This window comes from Tenacibaculum singaporense, from assembly GCF_003867015.1.
GTDB lineage: Bacteria > Bacteroidota > Bacteroidia > Flavobacteriales > Flavobacteriaceae > Polaribacter > Polaribacter singaporensis.
Genome location: NZ_CP032548.1, coordinates 3,442,895 through 3,468,776 on the forward strand (window position 1 = coordinate 3,442,895; position 25,882 = coordinate 3,468,776).

Annotated in this window: 21 protein-coding genes; 11 read left to right on the forward strand and 10 right to left on the reverse strand. The window is 31.5% G+C overall.

Annotation, left to right across the window (positions count from 1 at the left end):
• Nucleotides 1-53 precede the first annotated feature (53 nt).
• Nucleotides 54-2,840: a carboxypeptidase-like regulatory domain-containing protein gene (locus tag D6T69_RS15590; RefSeq protein WP_125069006.1), complete on the reverse strand. Its 2,787-nt coding sequence runs from the start codon at nucleotides 2,838-2,840 to the stop codon at nucleotides 54-56.
• Nucleotides 2,841-2,934: 94 nt separating this feature from the next.
• A complete protein-coding gene (locus D6T69_RS15595) occupies nucleotides 2,935-3,768 on the reverse strand; it encodes a GLPGLI family protein (protein WP_125069009.1) in 834 nt (277 codons plus the stop codon).
• Between the two features lie 120 nt (nucleotides 3,769-3,888).
• Here D6T69_RS15595 and D6T69_RS15600 point away from each other — a divergent pair, with 120 nt between their 5' ends.
• From D6T69_RS15600 to D6T69_RS15610, 3 genes are all read left to right on the forward strand, one after another.
• On the forward strand, nucleotides 3,889-5,481 hold the full coding sequence (locus tag D6T69_RS15600) for a sensor histidine kinase (RefSeq protein ID WP_125069011.1): 1,593 nt from the start codon (nucleotides 3,889-3,891) through the stop codon (nucleotides 5,479-5,481).
• Entirely contained in the window at nucleotides 5,474-6,154 is a 681-nt protein-coding gene (locus D6T69_RS15605; RefSeq protein WP_125069013.1) for a response regulator transcription factor, read from the forward strand. The genes D6T69_RS15600 and D6T69_RS15605 overlap by 8 nt, the downstream gene beginning before the upstream one ends.
• Nucleotides 6,155-6,244: 90 nt before the next feature.
• Nucleotides 6,245-6,859 carry a deoxynucleoside kinase gene (locus tag D6T69_RS15610; protein WP_125069014.1) on the forward strand — a complete coding sequence of 205 codons (615 nt, stop codon included), beginning with the start codon at nucleotides 6,245-6,247 and terminating at the stop codon, nucleotides 6,857-6,859.
• Here the strand turns inward: D6T69_RS15610 and D6T69_RS15615 are convergent.
• Entirely contained in the window at nucleotides 6,851-7,585 is a 735-nt protein-coding gene (locus D6T69_RS15615; protein ID WP_125069017.1) for a TrmH family RNA methyltransferase, read from the reverse strand. The genes D6T69_RS15610 and D6T69_RS15615 overlap by 9 nt on opposite strands.
• A gap of 71 nt (nucleotides 7,586-7,656) precedes the next feature.
• Here D6T69_RS15615 and tamL point away from each other — a divergent pair, with 71 nt between their 5' ends.
• From tamL to folK, 6 genes are all read left to right on the forward strand, one after another.
• Nucleotides 7,657-10,110: a translocation and assembly module lipoprotein TamL gene (tamL, locus tag D6T69_RS15620; RefSeq protein ID WP_125069019.1), complete on the forward strand. Its 2,454-nt coding sequence runs from the start codon at nucleotides 7,657-7,659 to the stop codon at nucleotides 10,108-10,110.
• Nucleotides 10,111-10,204: 94 nt separating this feature from the next.
• The gene (gene fbaA / locus D6T69_RS15625; protein ID WP_125069021.1) at nucleotides 10,205-11,263 is read left to right on the forward strand and encodes a class II fructose-bisphosphate aldolase; all 1,059 of its coding nucleotides are present in this window, start codon (nucleotides 10,205-10,207) and stop codon (nucleotides 11,261-11,263) included.
• Between the two features lie 50 nt (nucleotides 11,264-11,313).
• Nucleotides 11,314-12,171 carry an acetyl-CoA carboxylase, carboxyltransferase subunit beta gene (gene accD / locus D6T69_RS15630; protein ID WP_047788610.1) on the forward strand — a complete coding sequence of 286 codons (858 nt, stop codon included), beginning with the start codon at nucleotides 11,314-11,316 and terminating at the stop codon, nucleotides 12,169-12,171.
• Between the two features lie 129 nt (nucleotides 12,172-12,300).
• On the forward strand, nucleotides 12,301-12,570 hold the full coding sequence (gene rpsO / locus D6T69_RS15635) for a 30S ribosomal protein S15 (protein ID WP_047788611.1): 270 nt from the start codon (nucleotides 12,301-12,303) through the stop codon (nucleotides 12,568-12,570).
• A gap of 187 nt (nucleotides 12,571-12,757) precedes the next feature.
• Nucleotides 12,758-14,986 (forward strand): polyribonucleotide nucleotidyltransferase, encoded by a 2,229-nt coding sequence (locus tag D6T69_RS15640; protein WP_047788612.1) that lies wholly within the window; start codon nucleotides 12,758-12,760, stop codon nucleotides 14,984-14,986.
• 282 nt (nucleotides 14,987-15,268) lie between these two features.
• A complete protein-coding gene (folK, locus tag D6T69_RS15645) occupies nucleotides 15,269-16,399 on the forward strand; it encodes a 2-amino-4-hydroxy-6-hydroxymethyldihydropteridine diphosphokinase (protein WP_125069022.1) in 1,131 nt (376 codons plus the stop codon).
• Nucleotides 16,400-16,425: 26 nt separating this feature from the next.
• On the opposite strand, the gene gldC is transcribed toward folK, so the two are convergent.
• Both gldC and gldB read right to left on the reverse strand, forming a co-directional pair.
• Nucleotides 16,426-16,764, reverse strand: coding sequence for a gliding motility protein GldC (gene gldC, locus D6T69_RS15650; protein WP_125069024.1), 339 nt, complete (start codon nucleotides 16,762-16,764; stop codon nucleotides 16,426-16,428).
• On the reverse strand, nucleotides 16,764-17,726 hold the full coding sequence (gene gldB, locus D6T69_RS15655; protein ID WP_125069026.1) for a gliding motility lipoprotein GldB: 963 nt from the start codon (nucleotides 17,724-17,726) through the stop codon (nucleotides 16,764-16,766). The genes gldC and gldB overlap by 1 nt, the downstream gene beginning before the upstream one ends.
• A 92-nt stretch (nucleotides 17,727-17,818) precedes the next feature.
• On the opposite strand from gldB, the gene nadE reads away from it, so the two are divergent.
• On the forward strand, nucleotides 17,819-18,607 hold the full coding sequence (gene nadE / locus D6T69_RS15660; RefSeq protein ID WP_125069028.1) for an NAD(+) synthase: 789 nt from the start codon (nucleotides 17,819-17,821) through the stop codon (nucleotides 18,605-18,607).
• A 216-nt stretch (nucleotides 18,608-18,823) separates the two neighbouring features.
• Here the strand turns inward: nadE and dnaG are convergent, their stop codons facing one another.
• Nucleotides 18,824-20,833, reverse strand: a complete 2,010-nt coding sequence (dnaG, locus tag D6T69_RS15665; protein WP_125069030.1) for a DNA primase — start codon at nucleotides 20,831-20,833, stop codon at nucleotides 18,824-18,826.
• Nucleotides 20,834-20,959: 126 nt separating this feature from the next.
• Here dnaG and D6T69_RS15670 point away from each other — a divergent pair, with 126 nt between their 5' ends.
• Nucleotides 20,960-21,892 (forward strand): leucine-rich repeat domain-containing protein, encoded by a 933-nt coding sequence (locus D6T69_RS15670; RefSeq protein WP_125069032.1) that lies wholly within the window; start codon nucleotides 20,960-20,962, stop codon nucleotides 21,890-21,892.
• A gap of 66 nt (nucleotides 21,893-21,958) precedes the next feature.
• Here D6T69_RS15670 and clpX read toward each other — a convergent pair whose 3' ends face one another.
• From clpX to D6T69_RS15690, 4 genes are all read right to left on the reverse strand, one after another.
• The gene (gene clpX, locus D6T69_RS15675; protein ID WP_125069034.1) at nucleotides 21,959-23,197 is read right to left on the reverse strand and encodes an ATP-dependent Clp protease ATP-binding subunit ClpX; all 1,239 of its coding nucleotides are present in this window, start codon (nucleotides 23,195-23,197) and stop codon (nucleotides 21,959-21,961) included.
• Between the two features lie 43 nt (nucleotides 23,198-23,240).
• Nucleotides 23,241-23,900, reverse strand: coding sequence for an ATP-dependent Clp endopeptidase proteolytic subunit ClpP (clpP, locus tag D6T69_RS15680; protein ID WP_125069036.1), 660 nt, complete (start codon nucleotides 23,898-23,900; stop codon nucleotides 23,241-23,243).
• A gap of 129 nt (nucleotides 23,901-24,029) precedes the next feature.
• A complete protein-coding gene (tig, locus tag D6T69_RS15685) occupies nucleotides 24,030-25,352 on the reverse strand; it encodes a trigger factor (RefSeq protein ID WP_125069038.1) in 1,323 nt (440 codons plus the stop codon).
• A gap of 131 nt (nucleotides 25,353-25,483) precedes the next feature.
• Nucleotides 25,484-25,831: a phage holin family protein gene (locus D6T69_RS15690; protein WP_047788622.1), complete on the reverse strand. Its 348-nt coding sequence runs from the start codon at nucleotides 25,829-25,831 to the stop codon at nucleotides 25,484-25,486.
• Between the last annotated feature and the right edge of the window lie 51 nt (nucleotides 25,832-25,882).

Consider the following 25,882-nt stretch of genomic DNA (forward strand, 5'->3'; position numbering starts at 1 on the left):
TTACAAGCTAAAAATAAAAAGAGCAACCAAATTTGGTTGCTCTTTTTATTTTATTACAAATTATACTTCACTGTAAACATAGCGATTCTGGGTTGAATTACGTACGAAGAATTACTTACATAAATATCATTACTGCTATTCTGGTTCAATCCTGTTGAATTTAATAAATTGGTAACTCCAACTTTATATTCCCATTTACTATCTTTTTTCTGATACGTAAGATCTGCTCTTAAAAAACCATAACTATCAATTGTTTCTCCATTATTAAGCACGCTATTATAGGTGTACTTTGATGTAAAAATAAATTCTTTTAAGAAAAAAGCATCAAAGTTTATATACGGACTATGGGTTGTAAAAGTGTTTTCAACTCCTCCAATATCTGAATTATTTATAGACACATTATAGCCAACATCAAAATTAGGAGCTTCTTTAAAGTTTGTACTAAATTTTGAGGTGTAGGTTTGTGAAAATGTTTTCGCTAATCGATTTCTTGTTTCATTCGTTTGGCGATCTGTAATTAAACTATTCGATTTTCCATAAGACACATTTCCTCCTAATCGTAACTTAAACTTTCTGAAGCTCTTTTGAAAGTTTGCCCTAGCAGAAATAGACTCATCAGGAAAAGCAGAGTTTACCGAAGTTCTTACTTGGTTAACATCAATAAACTCTGTATTACTCTTAATTTCTTTAATACGTTTACTATAGTTAATTGACCCAAAAATATTGGTGTAATTAAACATATTAAAACTAAAATAATTCAAATTTATATTATGGTATAATGAGTTATCAAGAGTTCTATTTCCTGAATATAAACTATTGTAATTATTAAAAACATAACCTTCTGCTAATTTATTTACATCGGTAAAACTAGTTTGCATGGCATAGTTTAAACGTAGTGTTTCTGATTTTTTTAGGTTAATCTTTACCGAAGCATCAGGTAATAATTTTATAAAATTATTTTCATAAACAGAACCCAACTGAGTGTTTTTTGACACGTAATTATGTAATGTAAAACCCTGATTAAAGGTAAAAATACCTGCTATGAATTTATAATGTAACCCCATATACAAATCATCAAAAGAAAAATCTACGTCATTAACTGTATTTGACTCGGTAATTTCATTTTTATTTCCATCTAAGATTTCAAAAACACCTGAATTAAACTGTTGATTACTCAATGTAGAACCTAACGTTACATTTAGGTTACTTTTAGGATTTAACACATAGTAATAATCTAATTTAGCATCTAACTTGTTTGTTTTTATTCTTTTATTCTGATTTACATTAAATAAATTATGGTCTCCTGGATTTGGATTAACATTTGTTAATGACAACAAGTTATAAAAAGACAACTTTTCTAGTTCAGCATTGTAAAACGGATCTTCATTTTGCCATAAATGTTGCGCCTCAAAAGCAAAAATGTTTTTATCATTTAAGGTATAGTAATAATTTAAGTTTTGATTAATTGAAAACGGACTTTGCTCTGAAACTTGATGAATAGGCACTACCTCATCATCTGCATTTAAATATGTTCTTGATGATAATGTTGTTTGTAGTTGCTGTTGCTGTGAAACCTTAGCAAAAATATCATAATCAAATTGGTTGTTTGCGTTTGGCTTAAAACTTGAACTCAATTTAAACAAACCTAAATCACTTTTTTGATTTGTTACATCTTGTGTTTGTTCAGTATCAATATACTTTATTGAAGACGGATTATTCTCATCATATGGAGGCAGGTTATTTATATCAACTCCAGCATTTGAATACTCACGTCGGGTAGTTTCTTCCATATCAGTTTTATTTCCTGAATAGATAGCAAATCCACTAATATCCCAAGTTTTCTTTGGAGAATAACTAAAGTTTAAAGCACCAAATTTTGATTCAATTTCTTTCGCTCTGTTATTTCTTAAAGTTAAAAAAGCAATATCGTTAGATCCTACATTAAAATTTGTTCCGTTATTATCTCCAAATTGCCTAAACCCCCCAGTAAACTTAAAATAGTCTCTCATTGTAAAAGGTACTTCTCCAATATTATTTGCATCGGTTATAACATTTAAACTGTATTTCGGACTATAATAAAACAACTTTGGATGCACTATATACCGACTATCTTCCATACCTAACCCTAAACCAGTAGCAACTTCTCCAAACCAAAAGTTCTTTTTTCCTTCTTTTAATTTAATATTTATCACAACATTATCCTCATTGTCAGTAACACGACTCATTTGCCCTACTTCACTATGATTTTTAAGTACTTGAACTTTATCTACCGCATTTGCAGGAATATTTTTAGTAGCTAATTTAGAATCTCCATCAAAAAAATCCTTTCCTTCAACCATCACCTTTTTTACAGTCTTCCCTTCTACTTCAATTTCACCATCGTCGTTTACTTCAACTCCGGGTAATTTTTGAAGTACATCTCCTAGTTTTTTTTCCGTTCCACTTTTAAAACTATCCGCATCATACACTATTGTGTCACCTTTAACAGTTACAGGCATTTTATAAGTAATATTTACTTCATCTAAACTATCATCTCCTTCTAAAACAAGGTCTTTAAATAAATTGATATCATTGGTTTCTACATCAACTTCTGCTGTTTTCAGCCCTATATAACTTACTCTTATGCTATAAGTTGTGTTTTGAACTAGATTTAATTTATAGTTCCCTTTAGCATCGGTAAAACCATAAGACTCTAGTTTTTTCGTAGCTTTGTTTATGGCAATTACGTTTGCCATTTCTAACGGAGTTCCAATGCTATCTTTTACAACTCCTTTCAGTGTAATTTGAGCATTAGAAGCCCAAGTAGCTATGCAAATAGCTATGAATAATATTTTTTTCATTACATGATTTTATTATTAAGTAAGTGGCTTTTTTAAACTATAGTACACTAATACTATAAATAAGAGATGGAATTTAAGTTTAATACAGTAATGACTACCCTTGTATCTCTATACTAAAAGAGTTTCCGTCTTTACTTTTTCGTCTGTTTTTAAAACGCTCCATCATATCCTTAGTATGTTCATCCATTACAGTATCGAATTCTTTTTGAGTAACCTTTTTACCTTTAGTGGGTTCTTTTATCTCTATTTTTTCTGACGGATTTAAAACAATTTCAGTACAAGCAATCGTTTGTTTTCCATCTTGTACTTCTAAAATTAATCCTGGTAATCCCCAAAACTGTCCTGGACCATTGCTAATAGGAATTTCAGGAGTATACCATGCTACAGTTTCGATAGTTATCTCTTCTTTTTTCTCCTCTGTTTCTCCATCTGTCATAGACATTGAAGTTCTGGTTTCTTTTCTAGTTTTAGTAGCCTTATAGCAAGTATAATTTCCAATGTTCTTAGTTTCTCCGGTCATTTTCCAATCAAAGTTTTCTAACTTGTCTTTTATTAAAAAGCGTTTACCACTTATCTCTGTTTTGTTCACATACCTTTTATCTTTTATATTTTTATACAAGACATCTGTTCCTCCTCCATTGCCCATTATTTGAATTTGCATTCCTCCTGTTTGAACTTGAGGTGAAGAAAGTTTCTTATTTTGTTTGTAGGTAGATTTTGACTTATCAAAGTTTAACGTATATGTTTGCTGAAACTGCTTCATTAATTGTGCTTGCATTTTTTTTTGCATTTCAGAGTTTGGCGCTCCTTTTTTATTATCTATTTTAAGATCAATTTTTCGATGTGTCTTATAGATAGCTTTTCCTTGAAAATTTTGCGAAAACATTGATGCGCTTAACAACAATATTAATAGTGTGATATTTCTCATTTCTTTAGTTTTTAAATTCAACACTACAAATATGCTTAGCTATATTATCTTTTTGAGTTAATGAGTGTTAACGAGTGTTAACCGTGTTTTTTATTCACTTTAACACTTTATCTTTGAAACATGAATACAAAAAAACATCGTTGGATATTATATTTAATTAGCACTACAATTGTTGCTACAATTCTGATACAGTTTTATTGGAACTACAAAAACTACCAACAAAACAAGCAACGTGTTATAAATGAAATTCAATTAAGCTTAGATAATGCTGTTGAAGAATACTACGCTGCTTTAACTAAACAAAACTTTTTTGCCATAGTAGAATCTGATAGCGCTACTTCTAAGAATAACCTTAACGATAAAAACATTTGGAAAGAAGTTTTCTCTTCACAAGTTGATAAAAAAAAGGACAGTATAAAATTTAAAGTTTCTTCTTTTGATATAAAAACAGACAATCCAAAAGAGTTTAAAAAAATGAACTCTTATTTTATTGATTCACTTCTTAAAGATATGAGGCATGAAATTAACGACTCTACACCTAAAAAACATTCTAAAATCACCCAGATTACTCAATTCAATAAAAACCATACATCTGGCATTCATATTGGTTCTTCAGGAATTAAAAAAGTAAAAGTCTTTAAGGGTAAGAGAGCTACTGATAGCTTAAAATTAATAAAAGGATTACAAACCATTTTTATTTCTATTCAAGATGATGCTTTAGATCATGTGAAGCTAGATTCAATTATAAAAAAACAACTAACGACTAAAGGCATTTCAACTCCTTTTTACTTAAATCATTTTAAACATGATACGTTGTTTTATTCATCAAAAAAAGAAGGAGTACCTACACTAAACCTACAAAGCGATGCTAAGTCTACTTATGTTAAAAGTAATGAAAAGCTAACCCTATTGTATGAAAACCCATCAAGTGAAATTCTTAAAAGAAGTTCGACAGGAATTATACTATCTCTTTTACTTTCATTGGCTGTAGTTATTAGTTTATTTTACTTATTAAAAATCATCAATCAGCAAAAAGAACTAGCTGAAATTAAGAATGATTTAATTAGCAACATAACCCACGAATTTAAAACCCCCATAACTACCGTTTCAACGGCACTAGAAGCTATTAATAATTTTAATGCTATAGATGATAAAGAAAAAACAAAAAAATATATTTCTATTTCATCTGTACAGGTAGAAAAACTTCATTTAATGGTGGAAAAGTTATTAGAAACAGCTACACTTGATAGTGAAAAATTACTTTTAAAGAAAGAACCTGTCAATTTAGTTGAATTGATAGAAAACAATACTAAGAAGCATCAGTTTACCAACTCAAAAAAAACGATTCAATTCTCATCAAACAAACCTGAAATAATCACAGGTATTGATGTATTTCATTTTGAGAATGCCATTTCAAACTTATTGGATAATGCTATCAAATATGGCGGGAATAAAATAGAGGTGCATATTAACCAAGTATTAAACGTTATTGAAATAACTGTAGCAGACAACGGTAAAGGAATTGACAAAAGTCAACAAGAAAAGATATTCGATAAATTTTATCGCATTCCTAAAGGAAACACCCATGATGTAAAAGGCTTTGGAATTGGTTTATACTATACCAAAAAGATTATTGAAAAACATGGTGGTGATATCTCGTTAGCTTCAAAACCAAATAACACCCTTTTTAAAATTGTTTTAAATAATGAGTGAAATTATTAAAGTACTATTGGCTGAAGATGAACCTAGTTTAGGACAAATTGTAAAAGAAAGTTTAGAAACTAGACGTTTTGAAGTGTTTCATGCTCTTAATGGAGAAGAAGCTTATGAAATTTACCAAGCAAACTCTCCTGATATTTTAGTTTTAGATGTAATGATGCCTAAAAAAGACGGTTTTACTCTTGCCAAAGAAATACGACAAGAAAACAAACATCTTCCTATTATCTTTTTAACTGCAAAATCGCAAGCTAAAGATGTTGTTGAAGGTTTTGAACATGGCGGAAACGACTATCTAAAAAAACCTTTCTCTATGGAAGAATTGATTGTTCGTATTCACGCCTTATTAAATAGAATTGAGTTAAAAAAGAACTACGATGCAATTAAGATTGGTAATTATATTTTTAACTACACCAAACAGGTTTTGTCTTTTAATAATGATTGTAAAAAATTGACACATCGAGAGTCAGAATTACTATTTCATCTATCACAAAAGAAAAATGAAATTTTAGATAGATCTTTTATTTTAAAGAAATTATGGGGAGATGACGATTTTTTTAATGCTCGAAGTATGGATGTCTTTATTTCTAAATTAAGAAAGAAATTAAAACATGATGAAAATATTCAAATTGTAAACGTACGGGGTTATGGCTATAAATTGATCTGTTAAATTGCTTATGAATTCCTTTTTTTATGTAATTTTACCGTCCCCTAATCTGGCAGTGCCAGCAATATTAAAAAACATTTTACACAGACAATTATGCACGTAGCAATTGCCGGGAACATTGGCGCAGGTAAAACCACTTTAACAAAATTATTAGCAAAACACTACAATTGGGAAGCTCATTTTGAATCGGTTGATGAAAATCCATACTTAGACGATTTCTACGCTGAAATGGAGCGTTGGTCTTTTAATTTACAAGTTTACTTTTTAAACAGTCGTTTTCGCCAAGTGTTAGAGCTACGTAAATCTGGCAAAAAAATAATTCAAGATAGAACTATTTACGAAGACGCTCATATTTTTGCTCCCAACTTACATGCTATGGGGCTTATGACTAACCGAGATTTCAGTAACTATTCTTCGTTATTTGAATTGATGGAAAATTTGGTGACTCCACCTGATTTATTAATTTATTTACGTGCAGATATTTCCACATTAGTAGGTCAAATTCATAAACGTGGTAGAGAATATGAAAACTCTATTAGCATTGATTACTTAAGCAGGTTAAATGAACGTTATGAAGCTTGGATTAGTCAGTATACCAAAGGGAAATTATTAATTATTGATGTTGATAATTTAGACTTTGTGGATAATCAAGAAGATTTAGGCTATATTATTGACCGAATAGATGCTCAAATAAACGGATTATTTTAATCCTCTTTTAAACTCACTTAATAAAATAGCTGTTGCAGTAGCTACGTTTAAGCTTTCAGTTTGTTGTAAATCTCCAAACCTTGGAATAGTTACACTGTTTTTAACAATCTCTGCAATTTCAGGTGAAATACCATTTGCCTCATTTCCCATTACTAAAATAGCCTTTTGAGGTAATGAGGTGGTGTATACATTATCTCCATGCATATCTGCAGTATAAATAGGTAGTGAAGTTTTCTTTAAAAATTCAGACAAATCAACATATGAAACATGAACTCTTGTAAGTGACCCCATAGTAGATTGAACCACCTTTTGGTTATAACAATCAACCGTGTTTTTAGAGCACACCAACTCCGAAACTCCAAACCAATCACATAAACGAATAATTGTTCCTAGATTTCCTGGGTCATTTATACCATCTAAAGCAACCATAAAATTACTTTTATTAACCTCTTCTTCTTTAGGAGTTTTAAACACTCCCAACACTTTATTTGGTGTTTTTAAAGTACTAATCTTTTTTAATTCGTTTTCAGAAATCAAAGTAACCTCTACATTTTTTGGAGAAATAAATGACTCTTCAGTAGTATATAATTGTTCTACTTCCAAAGAAGACGCTAGTAATTCTTTAACCACCTTTACCCCTTCTGCAACAAATAATTGATGCTTTTGTCTATACTTTTTTTGTTGTAAACTAGTTATTAACTTTATATTGTTTCTAGATAAACTCATTAAATTATTTTTAACACTCTAAAACCACTAAAAAATAGTATTTTTGATTCTTAATACGAGGCGTAAAGTTAATGAAAAAACTTTCTTTCTTCTTTTTATTAGTAGTCTTATTCAGCTCTTGTAGCACGATTAAATATGTTAAAGAAAACGAGTTATTGCTAGCCAAAAACACGGTATATATTGACAGTGTAAAAAACTCAAGTGAAAACATCTCTGAATTACTATTACAACGTCCTAATGCAAAGGCTCTAGGTATGCCTTTATCCTTACATTTTTATAATTTAGGGAACCCTGGAGCGCCCAAAACACCGAGTGAATGGGCTAAAAAAAATCCAAAAACCTATAATTTTTATAAGAATATATTTTCAGAGAAACAAAGTATTGCTGTAGCTAAAACATTTATTGGTTTTAATAATTGGTTTTTAACTAGTGGACAAGCTCCTATTATAATTGATGATATAAAAACTAACAGAACTGTAGATAATTTAAAAGCTTATTTTCAAACTGAAGGATACTTTAGAGCAAAAGTTTCCTCAAAAAAAGATACTATAGGTAAAAAGAAAGGAGAAATTAGTTATCATATTACAAAAGGAAATCCTTCTTACCTTGACACTATAAAAACCTTTATTACATCGCCAGTTTTAGACTCCCTATACCAGCTTACAAAAGACAAAAGCTACTTAAAGTCTGGAGACCATTATAAAAATGACAACTTCATAAAAGAAGCTAATCGGCTTGTGAAACTTTTTAGAAACAAAGGAATATATCAATTTAATGAAAACTATATTTCATTTGAAAATGACACTTTAAAAAACTATGAAAAAACTGATGTAGATATTAATATTTCTGATAAAACAGTTCCCTTTCAAATTCAAAAATTAAAGAAAGTAAATGTTTTTACTGATTATACCTATAGTACAAGAAACTCCAAATATAGAGATACTACCTCTTACAAAGGAATTAACTTTTACGCTCTTCGAAAATTAAAATACAACCCAAAGTATTTATCTCAATCTATATTTATAAAACCAAATACTGTTTACAGTGATTCACTAAGAAATTTAACTCGTACACATTTAAGAGGACTAAAAAATTTCAAAGCCACTTCTATTCGATACAATGAGCTAAGTGAAAATGAATTAGAGGCCAATGTATATTTAACTCCTATTGAAAAATATACTTTAGGTTTTGAAACTGAGTTATCACGTTCAAACATTCGTAATTTTGATGTTTCTTTAAAGTTTTCATTAACAAATAGAAATACCTTTAAAGGCGCTGAACTTTTTAAATTATCAACTTTTGGTTCTTATTTTAACTCAAACAATGGACCTGGTTGGGAAGTTGGTTCTGATATTTCATTGGAAGTACCTCGCTTTATGGCTCCTTTCGGGCTAAGTAAACTGGTTCCTAAAAGAATGTTTCCAAGAACTAAATTTTATTCAGGGATTGGAATTCAAAAAAATATTGGTTTAGATAAACAAAACATATCTGTTGGAATAGATTACAAATGGGATTATGATAAGAAAAAGTCTATTCAACTAGAACTGTTAAACACTCAATATATTAGAAACCTAAATGTTGATAATTATTTTTCAATTTATAATTCAGAATATCGAAAATTAGCTGAAGTTTCTAAAATTTATGATCCATCATATACTTTTCCAGACAACACCCCTAGTAGTTCTAATGAGATCATTAACTTTGTTTCAAACGTGCTTACTGATGCCGATTTTGCAGCTTCAAACCCCAATGAGTTTCAAAATGTTTTAAACCTTGCTAATAGATATAACATTGTAACTTCTGACTTTTTAATTCCTGAGATAGCCTACGGCTATACCTACAATAACCAAGAAAGCATTAAGGATGCTAGTTTTTCTTTCTTTAAGATTCGAATAGCTAACTCGGGAAACATCATGGGGCTTTTATCAAAAAAGACAAACAGCTCTGGGCAAAAAACCGTATTCAAAATCCCCATCGCTCAATACTTTAAAACGGACATCGAATACAAAAAATATTGGGATTTAGGTGATAACAATGTTTTAGCGCACAGAACTTTTCTTGGAGCTATTTTTACTTATGATAATTCTGGCGTTCCTTTTTCTCGTAGTTATTTTGCAGGAGGATCTAACGATATCCGCGCTTGGAGAACATACGACTTAGGCCCTGGTACCCGAGCTCCTATTCTTGAGTATAATATAGGTAGTTTAAAGTTTTTAACTAGTTTCGAGTACCGTTTTAACGTTTTTGGTTCTTTAAAATCTGCCTTATTTGTAGATGCAGGAAATATTTGGGATATAACCAATACGGAATTTGTTGATGACCCAGCTAAATTTAATGGTTTTAAATCGTTAAAAGATATTGCTGTTGGTGCTGGTTTTGGACTTCGTTATGACTTTAAATTCTTAATTGCAAGATTAGATTTAGGATTCAAAGCACATGAACCATATCTAACTAATAATAAGTGGTTTCAAAACTTTAACTTCTCTAATTCCGTACTAAACATAGGTATTAATTACCCCTTTTAACAAAGTACTTTCTATTAAAAATTTATCGCAACTTGTATAAAAAAGCGTAGATTTGTTCCATAATTTATGTAACACACTACTAAACAAATAAAAAATGATTAAACCTGGAGTTGCCACCGGAAAAGAAGTTCAAGCAATTTTTGAATTAGCAAAACAAAAAGGTTTTGCCTTACCAGCTGTTAATGTTGTAGGATCAAATACTATTAATACGGTTTTAGAAACAGCTAAAGAACTTAACTCGCCTGTAATAATCCAGTTCTCTAATGGAGGTGCTCAATTCAATGCAGGTAAAGGCTTATCAAATGATAATGAAAAAGCTGCTATTGCTGGTGCAGTAGCTGGTGCTAAACATATACACTTATTAGCAGAGGCATATGGTATTCCTGTTATTTTACATACCGATCATGCTGCAAAAAAATTATTACCTTGGATTGATGGTTTATTAGATGCTAGTGAGCAATTTTATAAAGAGACAGGAAAACCTCTATACAGTTCACACATGATTGATTTAAGTGAAGAACCAATAGAAGAAAATATTGAAATTTGTAAAGAATATCTTGCTCGTATGAGTAAAATGGGGATGACTTTAGAAATTGAATTAGGAATTACTGGAGGTGAAGAAGACGGTGTTGATAATACAGATGTTGATAGCTCTAAATTATACACACAACCAGAAGAAGTAGCTTATGCTTATGAAGAATTAATGAAAGTTAGTCCGCAATTTACTATTGCTGCTGCCTTCGGAAATGTTCACGGAGTATATAAACCAGGAAACGTAAAATTAACTCCAAAAATTTTAAAGAACTCACAAGAACACATTTCAGAAAAATATAACGTTCCTCATAACACAATCGACTTTGTATTCCACGGAGGATCTGGTTCTACTTTAGAAGAAATTCGTGAAGCTATTAGTTACGGAGTTATAAAAATGAATATCGATACCGATTTACAATATGCATTTACCGAAGGTGTTCGTGATTATATGAAAGAAAAATCTGCATATTTGCAATCTCAAATCGGTAACCCTGAAGGAGATGATGTTCCTAACAAAAAACATTATGACCCTCGTAAATGGTTACGTGAAGGAGAACAAACTTTTAAAGCTCGATTAAAGAAAGCTTTTGAGGACCTAAATAATGTAAACACATTATAAAATTCTTTGAAAAAGAAAAACCAAACAACTAAAGATTAAAAAACTAAATTATGGCTTGGTTTAAACGTACAGACAAAGGGATTCAAACCCCAACAGAAGAAAAAAAAGACACACCAAAAGGCTTGTGGTATAAAACCCCAAGCGGAAAGATAATTGACACAGACGAACTTAAAAAAAATTTATACGTAAGTCCAGAAGATGGATATCATGTACGTATAGGGAGTAAAGAATATTTTGAAATATTTTTTGACGATAATAAGTTCACAGAACTTGATCCAAAATTATCTGCTAAAGATCCATTAAAATTTGAGGATACTAAAAAGTACCCTGAAAAACTAAAAGCTGCTCAGAAGAAAACAGGATTAAAAGATGCTGCTCGTGCTGCTGTTGGTAAATCAATGGGAAAAGATTTAGTAATTGCTTCAATGGATTTTGCTTTTATTGGTGGATCTATGGGAAGCGTTGTTGGTGAAAAAATAGCAAGAGCTATTGATTATTCTATCAAAAACAATATTCCTTTCTTAATGATTTCTAAATCAGGAGGAGCTCGTATGCAAGAGGCTTTGCTTTCTTTAATGCAATTAGCTAAAACTTCTGCAAAGCTAGCGCAATTAGCTGAGGCTAAAATTCCATACATATCTTTATGTACCGATCCAACTACTGGAGGGACCACAGCTTCATTTGCCATGTTAGGAGACATAAACATTGCTGAACCAAATGCTTTAATTGGATTTGCAGGACCTCGTGTAGTAAAAGATACTACTGGTAAAGATTTACCAGAAGGTTTCCAACGTTCTGAATTTTTATTAGAACACGGTTTCTTAGATGGTATTTACGAACGAAAAGACTTAAAAAAACAGGTAAACTTATATTTAGATTTAATACAAAATCAACCTGTAAGAGCATAACAAAAAAGCTAGCGATTGCTAGCTTTTTTGCTTTCTAACTTTTTCGTTACCATTCAAAAAAATAATCGTACATTTGCATCTTCAATGTAAATGCATTGAGTACATAATAATCATTTAAATAATATTGGCATGTATTTAACAAAAGAAGTTAAAGAACAAATCTTCGCAAAACACGGTAAAGGAGCAAATGATACTGGTACTGCAGAAGGTCAAATCGCGTTATTTACGCACAGAATTAACCACTTAACTGAGCACTTAAAGAAAAATCGTAAAGATTTTAACACAGAACGCTCGTTAGTACGTATGGTAGGTAAGCGTAGAAGCTTATTAGATTATCTAAAGAAAAAAGAGATTAATAGATATCGTGCGATTATTAAAGAATTAGGAATTAGAAAATAATTCTACAAGAAAAGAGGCTCTATAAACGTGCCTCTTTTTTATTTTTACATGAAGTTTATTTCTGACTAACAAACAGAAATTTATATATAAAAAGCTCAAAATTACTAACAACAATTTTGATTTTCCATTGGAGCAACAACAACACAACAACAAACAAAAACGAATTAAAATTTAGAAGAATTAATTTATGATTCCAAAAGTATTTAACCAAGTAATAGAACTTGGAGATGGGAGAACCATCACATTAGAAACAGGAAAATTAGCAAAACAAGCAGATGGTTCTGTTGTTGTAAGAATGGGAGATACAATGTTATTAGCAACAGTTGTATCAGCAAGAACTGCAAATCCAGGTATTGACTTTTTACCATTAACGGTAGATTACCGTGAAAAATTTGCAGCTGCAGGTCGTTACCCTGGTGGATTTATGAAGCGTGAAGCACGCCCTTCAAACGAAGAAATTTTAACAATGCGTTTAGTAGACCGTGTATTGCGTCCACTATTCCCAAAAGATTATCACGCAGAAACTCAGGTAATGATTCAATTAATGTCTCATGATGAAGAAGTAATGCCAGATGCCTTAGCTGGTTTAGCTGCCTCTGCTGCAATTCAATTATCAGACATCCCTTTTGAAGCACCGATTTCGGAAGTACGTGTTGCACGTATTAATGGTGAATTCATTATCAACCCTAGTGCTACTCAATTAGCTGAAGCGGATATCGACTTAATGGTTGGAGCTTCTAATGACTTTGTTGCAATGGTTGAAGGAGAAATGGATGAAGTTTCTGAAGAAGAAATGGCAGAAGCAATCCGTGTGGCACACGAGGCTATTAAAGTACAATGTGATGCTCAAGTAGCACTGGCGGAAGCTTTTGGTAAAAAAGAAACTCGTGAGTATGAAGGAGAAGCTGAAGACGAAGAGTTAGCACAAAAAATTCATGATGCAGCTTACCAAAAATGTTATGACATTGCTAAAAAAGGAACTTCTAAACAAGAAAGAGGGTTAGCTTTTTCTGAAGTTAAAGAAGAGGTTATTGCAATGTTCACCGAAGAAGAATTAGAAGAATACGGTGATTTAGTAGGAAAATATTTTAGTAAAGCACACAAAGCAGCTGTTAGAGATTTAACTTTAAATGAAGGTTTACGTTTAGACGGACGTACCACTACTGATATTAGACCTATTTGGTGTGAGGTAGATTACTTACCAAGAACTCATGGTTCATCAATCTTTACACGTGGAGAAACTCAAGCATTAGCTACCGTAACTTTAGGTACTTCTAGAGATGCAAACATGGTAGATTCTCCAACAATGCAAGGAGAAGAAAAATTCTACTTACACTATAACTTCCCTCCTTTTTCAACTGGAGAAGCACGCCCTTTAAGAGGAACTTCTCGCCGTGAAATTGGTCATGGTAACCTAGCTCAAAGAGCTTTAAAAGGAATGATTCCTGAAGATTGCCCTTATACAGTTCGTATAGTATCTGAAGTATTAGAATCTAATGGTTCTTCTTCAATGGCTACTGTTTGTTCGGGTACAATGGCACTGATGGACGCAGGGGTTCAAATGAAAAAACCAGTTTCTGGTATTGCAATGGGGTTAATTTCTGATGGTGATCGTTATGCTGTTTTATCTGATATTTTAGGAGATGAAGATCACTTAGGAGACATGGACTTTAAAGTAACTGGTACTGCTGATGGTATTACAGCTTGTCAAATGGATATTAAGATTAAAGGGTTGTCATATGAAATCTTAGTAAAAGCTTTAAAACAAGCTCGTGATGGTCGTTTACATATCTTAGAAAAATTAACAGATACTATCGCTACTCCAAATGACGATGTTAAATCTCATGCTCCTAAAATGGTAAATAGAGTAATTCCTAACGACTTAATTGGAGCATTTATTGGTCCGGGTGGAAAACACATCCAAGAGTTACAAAAAGAAACAGAAACTACGATTGTTATTAACGAAGACCCTGTTACTGAAGAAGGTATCGTTGAGATTTTAGGAACAAACCAAGAAGGAATTGATAAGGTTATTGCTCGCATCGATTCAATGATGTTTAAACCTGAAAAAGGTTCTGTATATGAAGTAAAAGTAGTGAAGTTATTAGATTTTGGTGCTGTTGTAGAATATACTGAAGCTCCAGGAAATGAAGTTTTACTACACGTTAGCGAATTAGCTTGGGAACGTACAAACAATGTAACTGACGTTGTTAATTTAGGAGATATTTTAGATGTAAAATACTTCGGAATTGACCCAAAAACACGTAAAGAAAAAGTATCTCGTAAAGCCTTATTACCTAAACCAGAAGGTTATGTAGCAAGACCTCCTAGAGATAACAACAAAGGAAGAGATAATCGTAATCGCGATAATCGTCGTGACGATAGAAAACCTAGACAAGATAAAAAAGAATCATAAAAATTCTTTAGATATAAAAAAGCAACCTTATAAGGTTGCTTTTTTATTTTTATATACTTCTTTTAAATGAAGAAAGGCTGCTAAAATTAGCAGCCTTTAACTTTAGAGTTGTTTCAGATCATTCCCCAATAATCATATAAAAATCTTACTCTATAAAGAAATCCACTACTATAACAAGTGACTAATAAAATACCCTACCTTTTTTTTTGAAAAATTTATTTAAATAAAAAATCTTTTTTTAGCCTTTCTTTTTTTAGTTTTAGTTTTCTTTGCATCCCATTCATGAAAATACAACGAATCACATACATTTCTATAGGAACCAACCAAGGAGATAAGCTAACTAACATTCAGAAAGCAATTAACTTAATTGCGGATAAAGTAGGTGCTGTATTAAAAGTAGCATCTGTATACGAAACTGCTTCATGGGGATTTGACAGTAATAATTTTTACAACACTTGTATTAAAGTTTCAACGTATTTACCTCCAGAACAGTTAATACTTAGATTACTTTCTATAGAAAAAGAGCTTGGAAGAACTCGAAAAAATACCGAAGGATATTCTGATAGGTTAATAGATTTAGATATTTTATTATTTGATGATGAGATTATCTTCTCTAAAACCTTAATCGTGCCACATCCAAGAATGTTAGAACGTAAATTCGCTTTAGTTCCTTTGGTTGATATTGCCCGTAATGTTATTCATCCAATAGAAAAAAAACATTTATATATTTGTTTAGAAAATTGCCCAGACACTTCTGAAATTACAAAGCTTAGTATAAAATTAAAAAGACCTGTTCCCATTACCGAAAAGTATAATTACATAGCTATTGAAGGTAATATTGGTGCCGGAAAAACATCATTAGCCAATATGATGTCTGATGAATTTAACGCAAAAATTGTCTTAGAACGTTTTGCGGACAATCCGTTTTTACCAAAGTTTTATAACGACAATGAGCGCTATGCTTTTCCTTTAGAAATGAGTTTTTTAGCAGATCGTTACCAACAACTTTCTGACGATTTAGCGCAATTCGATTTATTTAAAAACTTTATTGTTTCTGATTACTATATTTTTAAATCACTCATTTTTGCACAAGTGACTTTGCATAGTGATGAGTATAAGTTGTATAGAAAAATGTTTGATTTAATGTACAAAGAAATCACAAAGCCTGATTTGTATGTGTACTTATATCAAAATACAGAGCGTTTGTTAGAAAACATTAAAAAACGCGGGCGCGATTACGAACAAAATATAGAAGCGAGTTACTTACAAAAAATCCATGATGGTTACAGCAATTTTATTAAAACACAACCTGATTTAAATATTCTAATTGTTGATGTTTCTGATTTAGATTTTGTAAACAACTCTAATGATTATGAAACCATTATTAATAAGATAAAAAATTACAACGCATAAAAAAGCAGCTTTTAAAGCTGCTTTTTTTATTTCTTAATTAACTCTAGCTTTTCAGCAAAGTAATCGCAAAAATCACGCATGGTAGCACTCATTTTTTCGTCGTTTGTAGCTCTTTCAAAAGAGTTTGCCATAGACACTAAAGTTTGATGGAAAAATTGCTTCATTTCATCTACAGGCATATCTTTAGTCCATAAATCCATACGTAACGTATCTTTTTGTTTATGATCCCAAACAGATAGCATAATTGCTTTTGAAGCTTCATCTTTTATACCTCCGTCTTCTGCATTCCAAGTAATTTCTTCTGGAATTCTATTTTCGTCTAACCCTACTTTAAATGTTATTTTTGATGTATGCTCTATCGCCATTATCTTTTTGGTTTATATCTTGAGTTTTTGAAGATTTCCTCTTCACTTGTTTGTAATAATTGATGCAAAGATACATCATTCTTTTGCATGTACGAACGTACGATTTGCCAACCAATCCACTCTCCTATTCTACCAGGTGATTGACCATCTTCTTCCATATAGAACTTAGAAAAAGGAGCTAGATCTAAAAAACGTTTATCTACATCTTTACTAGTACTGTACAATAAATCTTTTTCTATAAAATACATCCAAATTTGTTCTTCATTTCTCTCTGCCCACTCTAGTTTCTTTTGTGAATACCCTATTTTTACAGCATCAGGTATGTTAGGTAAATAAGCATCTAGCAAATACATTTTTTTTCCTCGATAAATCATTTTGTCTATGAAACTTCTCGCCATACTTGGCAACATTTGTTTACTTACTATAGCCTTGGCAACGTCAACTACGATGTGTTTTTTAGTATTATTTTGCTTTACATAAGCCGGATAGTCATTATAAAACTCATGTTCTTTTCCTAGGTAAGAATCTAAAGAAATCAACAATAAACTATCAGTATACACAATCCTGTTATTATAATCAATATTTGTTAGCATGGTAATCACTTTCGGACTAACAAACCTTGGATTATAATATTTTACATGCTTAAATAATGATATTAACTGCTCCTTTTCTTCTTCTATATCAGGAAAAACTTTTTGGGTTTCAGTAAATAACTCTTGCTCATCTTTATTATTAATTTTGTTTACCCAAACACTATCAGGTTGAGGAGGAAAAAGCATCGGATACTTTTCTTTTGTCTTATTTAATTCGTTTAGTTTAGTTGTATAAAAATCAACATCAAAACGGTCTACATCAACATTTACGTTAATCGTAGATACATCTACATCTAACTTGTTACTTTCATCATTTTTACATGAAAGGCTTATGAAAACTAACGCAACTAGTGCTAAAATTTTTCTCATGAACTTTAGTATATTTACATTCTAAATTACAACGTCGAAATTACTAAATTAGTTTTTACCACTTAACTGTAAACTCTTAAAATATCACAAAAATGAATACTCCTAAGGTTGCTGAACACATTATAAATTGGTTAAAAGATTACGCTACAAATGCCAAAGTAAATGGTTTTGTTGTAGGAATTTCTGGCGGTATTGATAGTGCAGTTACTTCAACTTTGTGTGCTAAAACTGGTTTACCTACGTTGTGTGTTGAGTTACCTATTCATCAAGCTAAAAGTCAAGTAAGCAGAGCTAATGAACACATAAAACAATTAAAAGAACGCTTTAGCAATGTAAGTGAAGCAGAAGTAAATTTAACCTCTACTTTTGAAGATTTTAAAACGGTCGTTCCTCCAGTAGAGTCTTCTCCTAAAGTAGATTTAGCTTTGGCAAACACCCGTGCTCGTTTACGTATGACAACTTTGTATTATTTTGCTGGCATACAAGGTTTACTAGTAGCAGGAACTGGAAATAAAGTGGAAGATTTTGGTGTAGGTTTTTATACCAAATACGGAGATGGTGGTGTTGATTTGAGTCCTATCGCTGACTTAGTAAAATCAGAGGTATATGAATTGGCCGCATATTTAGATGTTCCTTCTTCTATTCAAAAAGCGCAACCTACTGATGGTTTATTTGGTGATAGTAGAACAGACGAAGACCAAATAGGAGCTTCATACGACGAGTTAGAATGGGCAATGGAAATGCAAAATGCTGGTAAAAATGTGGATGACTTTTCTGGTAGAGAACTAGAGGTATATAAAATATACACGCGTCTTAACCGAATTAATCAGCATAAAATGATTCCTATTCCTATTTGTGAAATTCCTAAAGAATTAAAGTAAATTAACCGACATCATTTGTCGCTTAATCCTTTGGTAAGCGCTCTTTTTATGCCCGTTAGAAATATTAAAAGGTAATATAACTAGCAACCTAAGCAACTCTAGAATTTGTAGCAACTTTCTCATTTTTCTTTATTTTCTTGTTCTTTTCGCTGTCGAAGTTACAAAAAAAATGTTAAGAAACATAAATTCTTGAAAAATTAGCAACTTACCAAGACCTTAGATTACACGGTTTAGTTTTTCAAAAAGACGTTTTTTTAACCCTGTATAATTACTTATTTCTTCTAGATTTGGAACTGCTTTTTGCTCTTGGCTTTCTTGTAAGATTTCTTTAATTTTTTCTTCAATCAAAACTCTACGTAAGTTTAAAATAGCATCCGTTACTAACTTTGGAAGAATTTTTACTGTTTCCGTTACAAAAACTTCTTTACGCTCCCAATCGCTTAGATTGTATTTTTCTTCATCCATCAAAATATTTGTTACAAGACTAGATATTTGTGGATTTTCGTGCATTACCAAATGATCTACTTTAATTTTTTCATCTTGATTTAATTGATGAATTAACTCATAATAGGTTAATCGAAATATTTCGTTGGTAAACTCTATTTCATCTTCCTGTAAGTTCAAGTACAACTCGTTTGAAACCGTGTTTTGATATTCTTCTTTTTCTAAAAATGGACGTCCTCTTTCATCAACTGCGTCTACCCAGTTTACAAAATCAACAATTTCGTTACCATACAATAACAATATTCTTATAACTTCTTTTTCAAGAATATTTAACTGATTGATATTGTGTTGCAACTTTCCTTTCCCTCCTTTTATTGCTTCCATTGAAGCTTGCCCTTGCTCTTGAAAATATTCTGGAGGTGGTTGGTTAGGGTCTTGCCCTGCACTACTCTTTCTCGTTGCTGTTGCTCCTTTTTTTAACAACTGGGCTAACTCACTAAATAATACTCTCTCAGAAATGTCCATAATACGTGCACATTCTTGCACATACACTTCTCGTTGAATACCATCAGGAATTTTAGAAATACTTGTAACTATATCTCGAATTAAACCTGCTTTTTTTACAGGGTCGTTCGCCGCTTCTTTCATTAATAAAGAAACCTTGAACTCTATAAAGTCTTGTGATTTTTCTTCTAAATACTGTTTTAATTCAGCATTAGAGTGTGCTTTAGCAAAACTATCAGGGTCTTCACCTTCAGGGAAAGCCACTACCCTTACATTCATTCCTTGCTCAAGAATTAAATCGATTCCACGAATTGAGGCTCTAATTCCTGCTGCATCACCATCAAAAAGCACAGTTATATTCTGTGTTAATCGATTTACCAAACGAATTTGATCGGGCGTTAATGCAGTACCAGAAGAGGCTACGACATTTTCAATTCCTGATTGATGAAATGAAATTACATCAGTATATCCTTCTACTAAAAAACAGTTATCTTCTTTCGCTATTTCTTTTTTAGCTTGATATAGACCGTAAAGAATTTTACTTTTATGATAGATATCACTCTCAGGAGAATTCAGGTATTTTGCGGCTTTTTTATCGTTGGTAAGTATTCTACCTCCAAAACCTAAAATACGTCCAGACATACTGTGAATAGGAAACATCACACGTCCTTTAAATCGGTCGAACTTCCTATCTTCTGCTCCTCCTTCTTTTACAATCGTTAAACCTGTAGATTTTAGATACTTTAAATCGTAACCTTTATCCAACGCTGCTTTGGTAAAATTATCCCATTCGTCTTTACAATACCCTAAATCAAACTTTTCAATAGTATCTTCTCTAAACCCTCTCTCTTTGAAATAAGACAGCCCAATTGCTCTTCCGTTTTGTGTATTCATTAATACATCATGAAAGTAGTCTTTGGCAAATTTTGAAACCAGAAACATACTTTCTCGCTCATTCATCTGTTGTTTTTGCTCATCAGACTGCTCGGTTTCTTCAATTTCAATATTGTATTTTTTCGCTAACCAACGTATTGCTTCTGGATAGGTATAATGCTCGTGTTCCATTAAAAATGAAATTGCATTTCCTCCTTTTCCCGTACTAAAATCTTTCCAAATTTGTTTTACAGGCGATACCATAAACGAAGGAGTACGTTCGTCTGTAAACGGACTCAACCCTTTAAAGTTACTTCCTGATTTTTTTAACTGAACGAATTCTCCTATCACTTCCTCTACTCGAGCGCTTTCAAAAACTCTATCTATGGTTTGTTGGGTTATCATATATTATAAAAATACAACTAACAAATATACTACTAGTTTTAAAAGTTATCTTATTGTTATAAAACTCTAGGCAAATTTAATTTGCTAAAAACATATAATTACATAATTTTGGCAAAAATTCCCCTTATGATGAAAACAATTACCCCCTTTTGTTTTGCAACATTATTTGCATTTAACATCTACTCACAAGAAACTATTCGAATTCCAGATATTGGCTTAGAAGAATGTTTAATCAATTTAAAAATTGACTCTAATGGTTTAAATGGTAGTATTACAATTAGTGATGCAGAATATGTTACCAACTTAAATATTAACGATCCTGTTACAAACAAAGACTTACCTAATGTTTATTCTAAAATTAAAGATTTAACTGGTTTAGAAAGTTTTCCTAATTTAAAACGTTTAGATTGTTTTGGTAACGAGATTACAAAAATTGATTTATCGCAAAGCTCTTCTATTAGTTTCTTAAACTGTAGTGAAAACAAAATTGAGCGTTTAGACGTTAGTAAAAACCCTAACTTAACTTATATAAGTTGCGATTATAACAAATTAACATCTTTAATACTAGGTGAAAATCCTAATATTCAAAGTTTATACGCTAGTTACAATCAACTTACTACATTAGACGTTTCAAACTGTCCTAATTTAGAAAGTATGGATGTTACAGGAAATAAGATTAAAACTATTATCGTTAGTAAAGAACAACTAGCTAACATTCCTCAAGGTTGGTATAAAGACGAAAAAACTACGTATGCAACAAGTAATGGTGTTGTAGCGGACAACAAAGTTACAGAAGAAATTGTTGAAGAGATTGTTGTAGAAGAGGCAGAAAAAAAGACAGTAAAAACCACTGAAAGCAAACCTGAAGAGGTTAAAAAGCCTGTACAAAAGTATGCTGAAAGCTTTAAACAATTAGTTATTTCTGAATATGAGAAAAGTGTTTTAAATGAAAAATACTTAAAGCAAATAAGAGAAGATCTTATGCACAAATATGATATTAAAGATGAAGAAATTACTAAATGGATAGAACAATATAGTAAGCTTCATAAAACAGAATAACATATTTATAAAATAAAAAAAGCCATCTAATTAGATGGCTTTTTTTATTTCTTTCAGTAAATATTTTTAAGATGCAGCTCTTAATTTCTTTAATGCCGACTTTGTTAATTTCGACTCTGCATATTCTTTTGTTACCTTAAATTCTTTTTCTTCAGAACTTGGCATGTCAAACATCGCATCGGTTAAAATAGCTTCACATAACGAACGTAATCCACGAGCACCTAACTTATACTCTACTGCCTTGTTAACAATAAACTGTAATGCTTCTTCAGTCATCGTAAACTCAACATCGTCCATTGAAAACAACTTGGTATATTGCTTTATAATTGAGTTCTTAGGCTCTGTTAAAATAGCTCTAAGTGTTTTTTCATCTAACGGATTCATATAACTCAATACTGGTAAACGACCAATTATTTCTGGAATTAATCCGAAAGATTTTAAATCTAATGGTGTAATGTATTGTAATAAGTTGTCGTGATCGATTTTATCTTCTTCTACCGAGGCACTATAACCAACCGCTTGCATATTTAAACGTTTACTAATAATTCTATCTATTCCAGAGAAAGCTCCTCCAGCAATAAATAAAATATCTTTGGTATTTACTTCAATAAACTTTTGTTCTGGGTGCTTTCTTCCTCCTTTAGGAGCTACATTTACAACTGCTCCTTCTAATAACTTTAATAAAGCTTGTTGCACACCTTCACCAGAAACATCACGTGTAATTGATGGATTGTCTCCTTTACGAGCTATTTTATCTATTTCATCAATAAATACAATACCTCTTTCTGCTTTTTCAACATCGTAATCAGCTGCTTGTAACAAACGACTCAAAATACTTTCCACATCTTCTCCTACATAACCTGCTTGTGTTAACACGGTAGCATCTACAATAGAAAATGGTACGTTCAGCATTCTTGCAATTGTACGAGCTACTAAGGTTTTTCCTGTTCCTGTTTCTCCTACTAAAACGATATTTGATTTTTCAATCTCTACCTCATCTTCGTCATCTCTAGTTTGTAACAATCTTTTATAGTGATTGTACACTGCTACAGACATGGCTCTTTTGGTTTGATCTTGCCCTATGATATATTCATCTAAAAAAGCTTTAATTTCTCTTGGCTTTTTTAAGGTAAGATCTTTTGATAAATCACTTGTTTTAGCTTCAGCTATTTCCTCTTCTACAATTCCATGAGCTTGCTCAATACATTTATCACATATATGTGCATCTAAACCTGCGATTAATAAATCGGTTTCTGGTTTTTTACGCCCACAAAAGGAACATTGTAAATTTTCTTCTTTCGACATCTTATCAGCTTATTGCCAACAGCTCACTGCTATTAGCTGTTTATTATTTTCTAGTTAAAATTTCGTCTACCATACCATAAGCTTTCGCTTCTTCGGCTTTCATCCAATAATCTCTATCAGAATCTTGGTTTACTTTTTCTACTGTTTGACCTGAGTGTTTTGATATTATTTGATACAACTCATCTTTTAATTTTAAAATTTCACGAGCTGTAATTTCAATATCAGATGCTTGCCCTTGTGCTCCACCTAATGGTTGGTGAATCATAATACGAGAATGTGGTAACGCAGAACGTTTTCCTTTTTCTCCTGCACACATTAACACAGCTCCCATAGAAGCAGCCATACCTGTACAAATTGTTGCTACATCTGGTTTAATAAACTGCATAGTATCATAAATACCTAAACCAGCATATACTCCACCTCCTGGTGAGTTGATGTAAATTGAAATATCTTTATTCGCATCTACACTTTCTAAGAATAATAATTGTGCTTGAATTATATTAGCTACTTGGTCGTTAATTCCAGTACCTAAAAAGATAATTCTATCCATCATTAAACGAGAAAAAACATCCATTTGAGTAATATTCATCTGACGTTCTTCCATAATATATGGCGTTAAACTACTTGTAATTTTCCCATAGTAGTTACTATTTATTCCGTGGTGCTTAGTTGCGTATTTTTCGAACTCTTTTCCGTAATCCATTTTTAAAATGTTTTTGGGTTATAAAGATGTAAATATAAGAACTATTTCGTTAGTATTTTGTTACAGTTAATGGCTAAAAAAACCTGAATGTACATTCAGGTTTTTATTTATAACATCAGTAATTAACTGTTACTTATATACTTCTTTAATGAAATCTTCGTAAGAAACTTCTTTAGTCTCAAAGCTCATGTTTTCTTTATAGAAAGCTAATAATTTTTGAGAAATTAATTGCTCTTGTAAACGACGTGCTTCATCTTGGTTTTGTAAGATTCTTCCTGCGATATCATCTAATTCTTTTTCTTCTGGATTCATGTTTCCAAACTGAGCCATTTGAGCTCTAATAAATCCTTTTGCATAGTCTACTAACTCTGCATAGTCTAATTTGATATCGTTATCTTTCATAATCTTTCCTTCGATTAATTGGTAACGTAATCCTTTTTCAGACTTGTTATATTCTTCAACAGCTTCATCTGCAGTTAATTCTTTTTCTCCAGCAGTTTGTAACCACTTTTGTAAGAATTCAACTGGTAAGTCAAACTTTGTGTTATCCACTAAGTTCTCAGTAATTGCGTTTAACAATTGTTGATCTGCTTGTTGTTGGAATTGCTTTTCTGCGTCTTCTTTAATTTTGTCTTTTAATTCAGTTACAGTTTTTACACTTCCGTCAGCAAATAACTTATCAAATAACTCTTGATCTAATTCTGCTGGTTCTATCTCAGTAATTTCTTCAATAGTAAAAGTTACAGGAATGTCTAAATCGTGAACCTCGTCGTGAGATACTCCTAAAGCTCCTTGTAACTTGTGCTCATCTTCAAATAAGTTTTTAGTTTTTAATTCTAAAACGTCTCCTACTTTAGCACCTACAAACTTTTTTAAGTTTGTTTTTCCTTTAATATCTTTTACAGAAATTGTAGATTTTTTGTTGATTTCTTTCTCTTCGTTTACGAAAGTACCAGTAACGTTAGTTTCTTCTGTAGCTTCGTCTTTAGCAGACATTTTACCGTAACGAGATTGAATGTTTTCAACTTCTTTTTCGATTAACTCGTCTGTAGCAACTATGTTATATTGAGTTACTTTGTTTTTTGGTTGTAAGTTTACGTCGAACTCAGGAGCTAATCCTAATTCAAACTCAAAAGAGAATTTATCAGCATCCCAATTGAAATCTTCTTGAACTCTTGGTAATGGGTTACCTAAGATATCTAACTTTTCTTCAACTAAGAATTTGTTTAACGACTCTTGTAAAAGCTTGTTTACCTCATCAATCATTACTGATTTTCCGTATTGCTTCTTTACCATTCCCATTGGTACATGACCTTTTCTAAAACCTGGAATGTTAGCTGTTTTACGGTAATCGTTTAATACTTTTGTTACTTTATCTTGATAATCTTCTGCAACAATATCAACTTTTACAACTGCATTTAATGCATCTACGTTTTCTTTTGTTATATTCATCTTAAAAATCTGTTTCTTAAAAAATCGGGTGCAAAATTACTACTTTATTTATTGATAACCAAGACTTTTAGCTATAAGAATATTATCTTTTTTACCTCCCTTATTTTCTAGTTTTTAATGTTTTAGGTTACTTATTCATCTCCTTCTTTTAATAGCGAAAACATTAACGATCTGAAAATTGACAGCAATACACTGAACAAGAGCGCTGTAAAAAATCCGCTAACAGCAAATCCTGACACTAATTTATCTGCCAATAATATAATTACCGCATTAATTACAAATAGGAACAACCCTAGCGTAACAATGGTTGCTGGTAGTGTAAAAAACACTAACAACGGACGCACAAATAGATTTAACAAAGCAATTACTACTGCCACAATTACTGCGGTTGTATAACTAGCTACCGTTACTCCTGGTAAAATATTTGCCAATACAATTACTGCCAATGCCGTTAACAATACCTTTAAAAATGTTTTCATATTTCTTTTTAATTTAATTAGTAATGAATTATAAATTTACTCTTTTTTTAC

Bases quoted from the DNA above. Each gene is read 5' to 3' on its own strand.
- D6T69_RS15590 (WP_125069006.1), bottom strand. From the start codon at position 2,840: ATGAAAAAAATATTATTCATAGCTATTTGCATAGCTACTTGGGCTTCT.
- D6T69_RS15595 (WP_125069009.1), bottom strand. From the start codon at position 3,768: ATGAGAAATATCACACTATTAATATTGTTGTTAAGCGCATCAATGTTT.
- D6T69_RS15600 (WP_125069011.1), top strand. From the start codon at position 3,889: ATGAATACAAAAAAACATCGTTGGATATTATATTTAATTAGCACTACA.
- D6T69_RS15605 (WP_125069013.1), top strand. From the start codon at position 5,474: ATGAGTGAAATTATTAAAGTACTATTGGCTGAAGATGAACCTAGTTTA.
- D6T69_RS15610 (WP_125069014.1), top strand. From the start codon at position 6,245: ATGCACGTAGCAATTGCCGGGAACATTGGCGCAGGTAAAACCACTTTA.
- D6T69_RS15615 (WP_125069017.1), bottom strand. From the start codon at position 7,585: ATGAGTTTATCTAGAAACAATATAAAGTTAATAACTAGTTTACAACAA.
- tamL (WP_125069019.1), top strand. From the start codon at position 7,657: ATGAAAAAACTTTCTTTCTTCTTTTTATTAGTAGTCTTATTCAGCTCT.
- fbaA (WP_125069021.1), top strand. From the start codon at position 10,205: ATGATTAAACCTGGAGTTGCCACCGGAAAAGAAGTTCAAGCAATTTTT.
- accD (WP_047788610.1), top strand. From the start codon at position 11,314: ATGGCTTGGTTTAAACGTACAGACAAAGGGATTCAAACCCCAACAGAA.
- rpsO (WP_047788611.1), top strand. From the start codon at position 12,301: ATGTATTTAACAAAAGAAGTTAAAGAACAAATCTTCGCAAAACACGGT.
- D6T69_RS15640 (WP_047788612.1), top strand. From the start codon at position 12,758: ATGATTCCAAAAGTATTTAACCAAGTAATAGAACTTGGAGATGGGAGA.
- folK (WP_125069022.1), top strand. From the start codon at position 15,269: ATGAAAATACAACGAATCACATACATTTCTATAGGAACCAACCAAGGA.
- gldC (WP_125069024.1), bottom strand. From the start codon at position 16,764: ATGGCGATAGAGCATACATCAAAAATAACATTTAAAGTAGGGTTAGAC.
- gldB (WP_125069026.1), bottom strand. From the start codon at position 17,726: ATGAGAAAAATTTTAGCACTAGTTGCGTTAGTTTTCATAAGCCTTTCA.
- nadE (WP_125069028.1), top strand. From the start codon at position 17,819: ATGAATACTCCTAAGGTTGCTGAACACATTATAAATTGGTTAAAAGAT.
- dnaG (WP_125069030.1), bottom strand. From the start codon at position 20,833: ATGATAACCCAACAAACCATAGATAGAGTTTTTGAAAGCGCTCGAGTA.
- D6T69_RS15670 (WP_125069032.1), top strand. From the start codon at position 20,960: ATGATGAAAACAATTACCCCCTTTTGTTTTGCAACATTATTTGCATTT.
- clpX (WP_125069034.1), bottom strand. From the start codon at position 23,197: ATGTCGAAAGAAGAAAATTTACAATGTTCCTTTTGTGGGCGTAAAAAA.
- clpP (WP_125069036.1), bottom strand. From the start codon at position 23,900: ATGGATTACGGAAAAGAGTTCGAAAAATACGCAACTAAGCACCACGGA.
- tig (WP_125069038.1), bottom strand. From the start codon at position 25,352: ATGAATATAACAAAAGAAAACGTAGATGCATTAAATGCAGTTGTAAAA.
- D6T69_RS15690 (WP_047788622.1), bottom strand. From the start codon at position 25,831: ATGAAAACATTTTTAAAGGTATTGTTAACGGCATTGGCAGTAATTGTA.